Consider the following 8,258-nt stretch of genomic DNA (forward strand, 5'->3'; position numbering starts at 1 on the left):
GCCTCCCATCAATCAAATCAACGGGAAACACCGAATCACAACTCACCGCGCCGGGGGAATCCCCGGAGAGTCAGAAAATTCGGCAGCTGGTATAAGAGCTTATTTCCGTTCGGTTTCCGCCTCAACCCCCAGCATCTGCGCCAGCCGGTCCAGCCGGCGCAGCACCGCATCTCCCGCGAACACGCCGGTGGCCTCCGTCAACCCCAGAACCAAGCGGTCTTGCGCGATGGCGAGGCTGGTTCCGGCCAGCAGTTGCGGCGTCCCAGCCGAGAGCGTGTAGGCTAGGCGCAGCGCAATGCCCAAGGTCTCCGCGCGGCGGGCTGCGTGCATGTCCAGCAGGCTGCGCGCGGGCGCGAGGAATGCGGCATCGGGCGGCGCTTCGTAGCGCAGCGCCATGGTCAGCGCGAGAAAAGCTCTGGCATGGTGGTCCAGCCCGATTCCGGCCTGGCGCAATACACGCAAAAACGCCTGTTCGGCGCGGTATTCCGGGTGCTCATGGCTGCCGATGTCGGAGAGCCAGCATGCGGCCTCGCGCAGGCGACGCTGCGGGCCGGTCTCGCCAGGGAAGAGCGGGTTGGTCCAGTTTATGAGTTCGGGCGGCAGGCTGGCGTCGCGCATGGTGCCGCGCGTGAGGTCGCGTCCGGCCGCCAGCAACGGGTCCTCGCCGCGGATTTCGGGCGGCATCAGCCGGGCGAACCATCCTTCGCGCAGCCCGTTGGCGGAAAACACCACGCGGTTAACGCCCGAGGCACGCAGCAGCCGCCGCAAAATCACCGCCGCATAGGGCAGATCCTCGATGCGCCGGCGCGGCACGCCGGGCATACGCTCGATCAGCTTGCGGCCCGCCTCGGAGACAACACCGGCCAGATCGCGCGCCTCCTCCCGGCCGATGGTGTAGTGATGCACCATGTTCAGCGGGTAGCCGGTCTGGGCGATGTGAATACGCGCCAGCGCCCGGAACGCGCCGCCGGAGAGATATAAGTCCCGCCCCGCCGCCTCGCCTATGAAGGGCGTACGCTCCAGCTCCGCGGTCATGATCGCGCGTGCCTTCAGCAAGTCGCCGCCGGAGCGGTCCGCAAGGCGGATCACGCCGGCCGGGATCGTCGCCGCCTGGCCCACACGGCCCGATTCGAGCCGCACCAGCTCAAGCGAGCCGCCGCCAAGATCAGCCAGCACGCCATCCGCCCCCGGAATGCCGCAAAGCACGCCCTCGGCCGAGAGTGCGGCCTCCTGCTCGCCCGACAGCACATTGATCCGCATATCGGGCAGCCGCTGGGCCATCAGCTGGACGAATTCTCCCCCATTTTCCGCATCGCGCACTGCCGAAGTCGCCAGCACATCGAACGGGCTGGCCCCCATGGCGCGCGCGATGGCGGCGTAGCGGCGCAGCACCGTCCCCGTCTGTTCCAGCGCCGCCTCGTCCAGCCGGCCGGTTTTGGCCATGCCCTTGGCGAGACGGATGACGGCTTTTTCGTTAAAAATTTGTACCGGGTTGCGCGCCTGCCCCTCATAGATGACCAGGCGGACGGAGTTGGACCCGAGATCAACCACCGCGCGGCGCGATAATCCGGAGGGGATGGCGTATTGGGTGGCGGTCATCTCGTTCATGGCTCCTGTCTCGCAGATTTAGACACGCCGGTTAAGTCATGCTTCCATGAAAAACCGGCGGCCCTGGAGAGCTTAGCGCAATTGCGGGTTGTCGAAGAGGGGGTTGCGCCAACGGTGCATGGCCCGGCTCAGCGCCTCGGCCAGTTCGCGCTTCTGCGCTTCGCCTAGCGCGCGCGCCACCTCAAAGCTCTTGCCGCGCGAGGAAAACAACAGTTTCGGCACGGTGCCGGGGCGCTCCTCCAGCACTACGTTCAGCCAGTCCGGCGCCACCGAGAAGCTGGTGCGCCGGCCGTGCACATCCGTGCGGGTGACCGCCAGCAGTTCATCACTCAGGCTGATCGTCTCGCGCTCACGCGCCGCGCGCATATTCAGCCAGAACAGGCAAACCGCCAGGAGCATGTCCGCGATGTTGAAGCCGATGACGGGCCAGGCGCCCAGATGCGCCATTTCGCTGGTCATCAACAATGAAACCGCGATCATCCCCCCCATCACCATGAACATGGCGCGGTATGACAGGCTGCGATGAGGTTTGATCACGGCCTCGAAAATCAGATTTTTGCTCCCCGCACTGGCGGTCTGCGCGTCCATACCGCATAAATCGTATGGATATGGCCGCGGGCAAGGAAAAAAATCAAAGGATGATGAAACGGGCTGACATCCGGGCGTTTCTGGAGGCGATTTCCGGCGGCAATGCCAATCCGCGCACCGAGCTTGACTACGCCACCCCCTACCAGTTGCTGGTCGCGGTCGTACTCTCGGCCCAGGCCACTGATGTCTCGGTCAACCGCGTGACCAGAACCCTGTTCGCCGATGCCCCCACCCCGCAGGCCATGGTGGCGCTGGGCGAGGCGGGAATCGCGCAGCGGATTCAATCCATAGGCCTGTGGCGGGCCAAGGCGAAAAACGTGGCCCTGCTCTCGCAGCAGCTGCTGGAGCGCCATGGCGGCGCGGTGCCCGGCGAGCGCGTGGCGCTGGAGGCGCTGCCCGGCGTGGGCCGCAAAACCGCCAACGTGGTGCTGAACGAGGTTTTCGGTCAGCCTGCAATGGCGGTGGACACGCATATCTTCCGCCTCGGCAACCGCACCGGCCTGGCGCCAGGCAGCACCCCGCGCGCCGTGGAGGATGCATTACTGAAGCGCATCCCCAGGGACATGCTCAAGCCCGCGCATCTGTGGCTGATTCTGCACGGGCGCTACGTTTGCAAGGCCCGCACGCCGGAATGCTGGCGCTGCCCCGGCGCGGCCTATTGCACCTATGGCGAGAAAACCATCAAAGCCTGATCGTCTCGCCGCAATCCAGCGTAAAGAACAAATCCTCCGCAATCCCCGCCTCCTCCCGCGCCGCGGCCAGGTCCTGCTCCGGCGCGCCAATCGCCTCGGCGGTCAGTTGGAACGTGCCGAAATGCATGCCGATGGCCCGCTTCGCCTCCAGCGCCGCGAAGGCCTGCACAGCGTCCTGCGGGTTCATATGCACCGGCCCCATGAACCAGCGCGGCTCGTAGGCGCCGATCGGCAGCAGGGCCAAGTCCGGCGCGCCGAGGCGGGCGCGGATTTCAGCAAAGAATTTGGTCGCCCCGGTGTCCCCCGCGAAATAGATTCTCCGGTCCTGATGTTCAATGAACATCCCGCCCCAGAGCGTCGCGTTGCGGTCATACAAGGTGCGGGCGGCAAAATGCCGCGCCGGCGTCACGGTCAGCACCGCCTCGCCATGGGTGTGGCTCTGCCACCAGTCCAACTCCACCGCGCCGGAGATTCCCTTTTTGCGCAGATACATGGCATTGCCCAGCGTGGTCACGATATGCACTTTCGGGAAACGCGCGCGCAGTTTGCGCAGCGAGATGATATCCATATGGTCGTAATGATTATGCGACAGCAAAATCAGATCGACATGCGGCAGATGATGCAGCGCGATTCCCGGCGCGCGGACACGCTTTGGCCCGGCGAATTGCGAGGGCGAGCAGCGCGCGGAAAACACCGGGTCGGTTAGAATGCTCAACCCCGGCAGGCGAAGCAGAAACGTGCTGTGGCCGATGAAGCTGACGGTGGGCGGCTCAGCCGCGGGAACGGGATGGTGATTGTTCTCAACATGCCCGGGCCAGTTGGCCCAGGTCTCCGGGTTTCTGCGCAGCCGCGCGCGCAGAATACTGAAAAAGCTCAACCGCCGGCCATCGGCGGCGCGGGCCGTGGGCTCGGGATTGAAGAAACGCCTGCCGTCGTAATGGTCTGAGATGGGATAGGACATGGCGCTTATCTGGTGCGCGTCCGGCGGATTAAAACCAGTGCCTTGCCGGGCGCAGGGAGACGCGCCGGCCGGCTATTTCTTCGCCTCGAACCTGTAAGGGCTGGCGCTGGTGGTCAGCGGGTCGATGCTGAGCCGGTGCGCAAGCGGCGGAAACGCGCGCGAGCGGCAATCCTGGCGCTCGCACAACCGGCAGGAGAGGCCAATGCCCACCGCCGCGGTGGCCAGGTCCAGCCCATCGCCATAAACCAGCTCCCCGGCATGGCTGACATCGCAGCCCATGGCCACAACGCGCACCGGCGGCGGCTCGCCCCAGCGCGCGGGCCGGCCGGCGATGGCACGGGCAAAGCACAAAAATGTCTCCGTGGCTGAAAGCTGCGCTACCTGCACGCGGATGGTCCCCGGCGTGGCGAAGGCGGAATGGACAATCCAGCGCGGGCAGGTGCCGCCAAAGCGCATGAAGGGAAAACCGGCGGCCGAGAAGCGCTTGCTGACATTGCCCGCCGGGTCCACCCGCAAAAAGAAGAACGGCACGCCGCGCGCGCCATTGCGCTGCAAGGTGGAGAGCCGGTGGCATGCCTGCTCGTAGCTCACGCCAAAACGCGCCGCGATGGCGTCCACATCGTAGCGCAGCTGGCGCGCGGTCTCCAAAAAGGCGTCATAGGGCATCAGGATCGCGCCGGTGATGTAATTGAGCAGGCCGATGCGCAACAGCTCCGTGGCATCGCGCGAGGACGGGTTGGCGCCTTTGATGATCGGCTCGATCGCATCGCGCGCCTCCAGCAAGGCAAGCTGGAACGCCATCTGGAAGCCGCGGCTCTCGCGCGGCAGATCCTCCGAGAGCGTGAGCAGCCGGGCTTTGGCGTCAAACACCCGCAGCGCGCCGGGCAGCGGCTGCACCCGCACAATCAGCCCATGCACCTGGCGCAACCGCTCTGCCAGCGCGTGGCTGCTGCCGATGGTCTGCGCGTTCAGGGTCTCGTTGATAACCTCGGCGGCGGCCTCCAGCGCCGGAAAATGGTTCTCATGGTCATGAAAGAAGTCCCGCACCTCCTCATTGGGCAGCATGATCTTGCGCCCCGACGGCAAGGTGATGCCCGAGGACTCCTCGCGTGCCCCGGCCAGGGCGCGATGCAGCGCCAGAATCGCCCGCGCGCCGTTGGGCGCCGCCGCCAGCGCCTGAATCTCGGCCTCGGGCACCGGCTCTATGGCCAGTTGCGGGTCGGCGAACACTTCGCGCAACGCCACCTCGAACTCGCGCTCCTGCACGCCGGAGAGCGCCGCAAGGTCAACATGCAGAATATCCGTCAGCTTGAACAACAGCGAGGCGGTGACATTGCGCTGGTCATGCTCAACGAGATTAAGATAACTCGTTGAAATTCCTAGTTTTTGCGCCAAGCCTTGTTGGGAATACCCCTGCTCCATGCGCAGGCGGCGGATGGTTTTACCAATGGCAGTTTTTGACATAATTTACACATAGCAAAATTTTACAGTAAAGTTAAACACTTATTTCGAGGGTTCAGGCCGAGTTTTCGCTATGCTTCACTGTGCATTGTAAATTATTAACTGGGTTACGCCAATTCACAGCCGACCCAGGAGACCCGCCATGCAGACCCAAACAATCACCACCAAAACCTCCATCGCAACCATGCAGGGCCATGACTATGATGACGGCCTGGTGCATTCCCACGGCTGGGCCCGCGAATCGCGTGAACGCAAGGCCACGGCGCCCGCCCAGGATTATGACGACGGCCTGGTCCATGCCCATGCCTGGGCGATGTCCTCCCCGGAACGCTGAAATAATTTCGCGCCCCCGGGCCTGCCCGCCACAAACGGGCTTGACCTGGGGGACGAATCACCCTCAAATATCAATAACAATAAACAAAGAAGCGCATAAGCGCAGCCTGTTCAGGAAACGTCCGCGAACACCCCTGGGTCATTACTCCCAGGGTTTTTTATTGCCTTTTTCTTTCCGGGTTTCCCGCCGCGGAGAAATCATGGCAACCTGCGCCCATGCCTGCCCGGCCATTCATCCTCACCCCAGACCTGCTGCTCCGCGCCTACCGGCTGGGGCTGTTCCCCATGGCTGAATCGCGCGAGAGCCAGACTTTGCACTGGCTCGACCCCGAGACGCGCGGCGTGCTGCCGCTGGATAAGTTCCATCTGCCCCGCAGCCTGATGAAAACCCTGCGCAGCGGCAAATTCACCGTCACGGCGGATGTTGATTTCCCCGGCACCATCGCCGCCTGCGCCGCCGCACGGGAGAAACGGCCGGAGACCTGGATCAACCAGGAGATCGAGCGGCTCTTCATCGCGCTGTTCCACCTCGGCTTCGCCCATAGCGTGGAGACCTGGGAGAACGGCACGCTGGTTGGCGGGCTGTACGGCGCCAGCCTGGGCGGCGCTTTTTTCGGCGAAAGCATGTTCTCCACCGCGACGGACGCCTCCAAAGTGGCGCTGGTGCATCTGCTCGCGCGGCTGCGCCTGGGCGGCTTCACCCTGTTGGATACACAGTTCATCACCACCCACCTGGCCCGCTTCGGCGCCGTCGAGATTACGCGCACCGCCTATCACGCCTTGCTCGCGCAAGCGGCGGAAACTCCCGCGCGCTTCATCGCCAGCCCTGATCCTGCCGTATTGCTGCGCGAAATAGACGCCATGAGGAAAGAATCGCCATGAAAATTTTGCCCTTCGTACTCCCCGCGCTGCTGGCCGCAGGCCCTGCCCTGGCAACGCCCGCGTTTCTGCCCACCCGCGATGTCGCCATCACCTATGAGCTGGATGCGCCCGGCCGCGCGGCACAAAACTACCTGCTGAATTACGATGCCGCGCAAGAGCTGGCGCGGGTCGAAAACCCCGCGCAGGGCATCTATATCCTGGCCAACCTGCCCTCGGGCCAGGCGCAGGTGGTGGTGCCCGCCTTGCACGCCATCGTGCAGGCGCCCGATTTCTCTGCCCTGACGCAGGAAATCTCCACCGCCGGCGGCGCCCAGTTCACCCCGCTGGGCTCAGGGCATTATGCCGGCATGGCCTGCCGGAAATACCTGGTGCTCAACGCCCATGGCTCGGGCACCGCCTGCATCACGCCCGATGGCGTGGTGCTGCATTTCGCCGGGCATGATGAACACGGTTCAGCCGAGGTAACCGCGCTGTCCGTCGCCTACGCCCCGCAACCGGCGCAGGATTTTGCCCCGCCCGCGGGATTTTCCGACTTAACCCTCCCGCCAGGGGCCCTGCAGGCGCTTCTACAGCCGCAATAACTCTGCAAAATCGCCGGCCGCCGCACCGGCGATGCGGAATTTTTTATCCCGCGCGGTGGTTCCAGCCTCCTGGGTAATGGCCGCGGGCTTGATGTGCAACCAATCCGCCAGGGCTTGAATAATCGCCTCGTTGGCCCGCCCATCCTCGGGCGGGGCGGCGACCGAAATCCGCAACCGCGCTTGCGGCCAGCCGGGAATTGGGGCGGCGGCAATCACCGGGCCGACGCTCACCCGCTTCGCACCGGGATGCGCCTTCACCGCCACGATCAACCCGGCCGCCGTTTCAAGCCAGAAGCGCAACGCCCAGCCTATTGCCCGGCGACAAAGCGCTCCAGCCAGTGGATCGTGTAATCGCCATCGATGAACTCCGGCGCCTCCAAAATCTTCTCATGCAGCGGAATCGTGGTCTTGATCCCGGTGATGACAAATTCCCGCAACGCGCGGCGCATGCGGGCAATCGCCTCATCGCGCGTGCGCCCATAGCTGATCAGCTTGGCGATCAGACTGTCATAATGCGGCGGCACGCGATAACCGGCATAGAGTGCGGAGTCGACGCGCACGCCAAGCCCGCCGGGCGGATGATACATCACCACCGTTCCGGGCGATGGCGCAAAGGTTTCCGGGTCCTCGGCGGTGATCCGGCACTCGATGGCATGGCCCGCGAGGTGGATATCCTTCTGGCCGTAGCCCAGCGGCTCCCCAGCGGCGATGCGGATCTGCTCATGCACCAGATCCAGCCCCGAGATCATCTCCGAGACCGGATGCTCCACCTGCAAACGGGTGTTCATCTCGATGAAGGAGAACTGCTCGTCCTGGTACAGAAATTCCAGCGTTCCAGCGTTGCGGTAGCCGATTTTCTTCAGCGCCCTGGTCACCGTGGCGCCCAGCTCGTCGCGCTGCGCGATGGTGATAGCCGGGCTGCCCGCCTCTTCCAGCACCTTCTGGTGGCGCCGCTGCAACGAGCAGTCCCGCTCGCCGATATGCACCACGGCGCCGTGGTTATCAGCCAGAATCTGCAATTCGATATGGCGCGGCTTGTCCAGGTATTTTTCCATGTACACGGCATTGTTGCCAAACGCCGCCCCCGCCTCGGCGCGGGCCTCATGGAAGGCCGCGGCCAGCTCATCGGCGCTGTAGGCCACCTTCATGCCC

Annotated in this window: 9 protein-coding genes and 1 pseudogene; 4 read left to right on the plus strand and 6 right to left on the minus strand. The window is 64.4% G+C overall.

What is annotated here, in order from left to right; translation table 11 throughout:
* Positions 1–99 precede the first annotated feature (99 nt).
* A complete protein-coding gene (locus tag HKL97_RS11965) occupies positions 100–1,599 on the minus strand; it encodes a Ppx/GppA family phosphatase (RefSeq protein ID WP_408821094.1) in 1,500 nt (499 codons plus the stop codon).
* 81 nt (positions 1,600–1,680) lie between these two features.
* Positions 1,681–2,196: a DUF2244 domain-containing protein gene (locus HKL97_RS11970; RefSeq protein WP_291425638.1), complete on the minus strand. Its 516-nt coding sequence runs from the start codon at positions 2,194–2,196 to the stop codon at positions 1,681–1,683.
* Between the two features lie 53 nt (positions 2,197–2,249).
* On the opposite strand from HKL97_RS11970, the gene nth reads away from it, so the two are divergent.
* Entirely contained in the window at positions 2,250–2,888 is a 639-nt protein-coding gene (gene nth, locus HKL97_RS11975; protein ID WP_291425652.1) for an endonuclease III, read from the plus strand.
* Here the strand turns inward: nth and HKL97_RS11980 are convergent.
* Both HKL97_RS11980 and HKL97_RS11985 read right to left on the minus strand, forming a co-directional pair.
* Entirely contained in the window at positions 2,878–3,849 is a 972-nt protein-coding gene (locus tag HKL97_RS11980) for an MBL fold metallo-hydrolase (RefSeq protein ID WP_291425640.1), read from the minus strand. The genes nth and HKL97_RS11980 overlap by 11 nt on opposite strands.
* Positions 3,850–3,921: 72 nt before the next feature.
* Positions 3,922–5,313 (minus strand): short-chain fatty acyl-CoA regulator family protein, encoded by a 1,392-nt coding sequence (locus HKL97_RS11985; protein ID WP_291425642.1) that lies wholly within the window; start codon positions 5,311–5,313, stop codon positions 3,922–3,924.
* A 139-nt stretch (positions 5,314–5,452) separates the two neighbouring features.
* Here HKL97_RS11985 and HKL97_RS11990 point away from each other — a divergent pair, with 139 nt between their 5' ends.
* From HKL97_RS11990 to HKL97_RS12000, 3 genes are all read left to right on the plus strand, one after another.
* The gene (locus HKL97_RS11990; protein WP_291425644.1) at positions 5,453–5,644 is read left to right on the plus strand and encodes a hypothetical protein; all 192 of its coding nucleotides are present in this window, start codon (positions 5,453–5,455) and stop codon (positions 5,642–5,644) included.
* 215 nt (positions 5,645–5,859) lie between these two features.
* The gene (gene aat / locus HKL97_RS11995; RefSeq protein ID WP_291425646.1) at positions 5,860–6,525 is read left to right on the plus strand and encodes a leucyl/phenylalanyl-tRNA--protein transferase; all 666 of its coding nucleotides are present in this window, start codon (positions 5,860–5,862) and stop codon (positions 6,523–6,525) included.
* On the plus strand, positions 6,522–7,106 hold the full coding sequence (locus HKL97_RS12000) for a hypothetical protein (RefSeq protein ID WP_291425648.1): 585 nt from the start codon (positions 6,522–6,524) through the stop codon (positions 7,104–7,106). The genes aat and HKL97_RS12000 overlap by 4 nt, the downstream gene beginning before the upstream one ends.
* Here the strand turns inward: HKL97_RS12000 and HKL97_RS12005 are convergent.
* Positions 7,092–7,406: a DUF167 domain-containing protein gene (locus HKL97_RS12005; RefSeq protein ID WP_291425650.1), complete on the minus strand. Its 315-nt coding sequence runs from the start codon at positions 7,404–7,406 to the stop codon at positions 7,092–7,094. The two genes, HKL97_RS12000 and HKL97_RS12005, sit on opposite strands and share 15 nt — an antisense overlap.
* 8 nt (positions 7,407–7,414) lie before the next feature.
* A pseudogene (locus HKL97_RS12010) lies at positions 7,415–8,258 on the minus strand (acetyl-CoA carboxylase biotin carboxylase subunit); the annotation flags it as partial.

The sequence above is a fragment of the Acidocella sp. genome, from assembly GCF_013044125.1.
In the GTDB taxonomy this organism is placed as follows: domain Bacteria; phylum Pseudomonadota; class Alphaproteobacteria; order Acetobacterales; family Acetobacteraceae; genus Acidocella.

What these genes read in the sequence shown, in the direction of transcription:
- HKL97_RS11985 (WP_291425642.1), bottom strand. Translation starts at nt 5,313, where the DNA reads ATGTCAAAAACTGCCATTGGTAAAACCATCCGCCGCCTGCGCATGGAG.
- HKL97_RS12000 (WP_291425648.1), top strand. Translation starts at nt 6,522, where the DNA reads ATGAAAATTTTGCCCTTCGTACTCCCCGCGCTGCTGGCCGCAGGCCCT.
- HKL97_RS11965 (WP_408821094.1), bottom strand. Translation starts at nt 1,599, where the DNA reads ATGACCGCCACCCAATACGCCATCCCCTCCGGATTATCGCGCCGCGCG.
- HKL97_RS11970 (WP_291425638.1), bottom strand. Translation starts at nt 2,196, where the DNA reads ATGGACGCGCAGACCGCCAGTGCGGGGAGCAAAAATCTGATTTTCGAG.
- HKL97_RS11990 (WP_291425644.1), top strand. Translation starts at nt 5,453, where the DNA reads ATGCAGACCCAAACAATCACCACCAAAACCTCCATCGCAACCATGCAG.
- HKL97_RS11980 (WP_291425640.1), bottom strand. Translation starts at nt 3,849, where the DNA reads ATGTCCTATCCCATCTCAGACCATTACGACGGCAGGCGTTTCTTCAAT.
- nth (WP_291425652.1), top strand. Translation starts at nt 2,250, where the DNA reads ATGAAACGGGCTGACATCCGGGCGTTTCTGGAGGCGATTTCCGGCGGC.
- aat (WP_291425646.1), top strand. Translation starts at nt 5,860, where the DNA reads ATGCCTGCCCGGCCATTCATCCTCACCCCAGACCTGCTGCTCCGCGCC.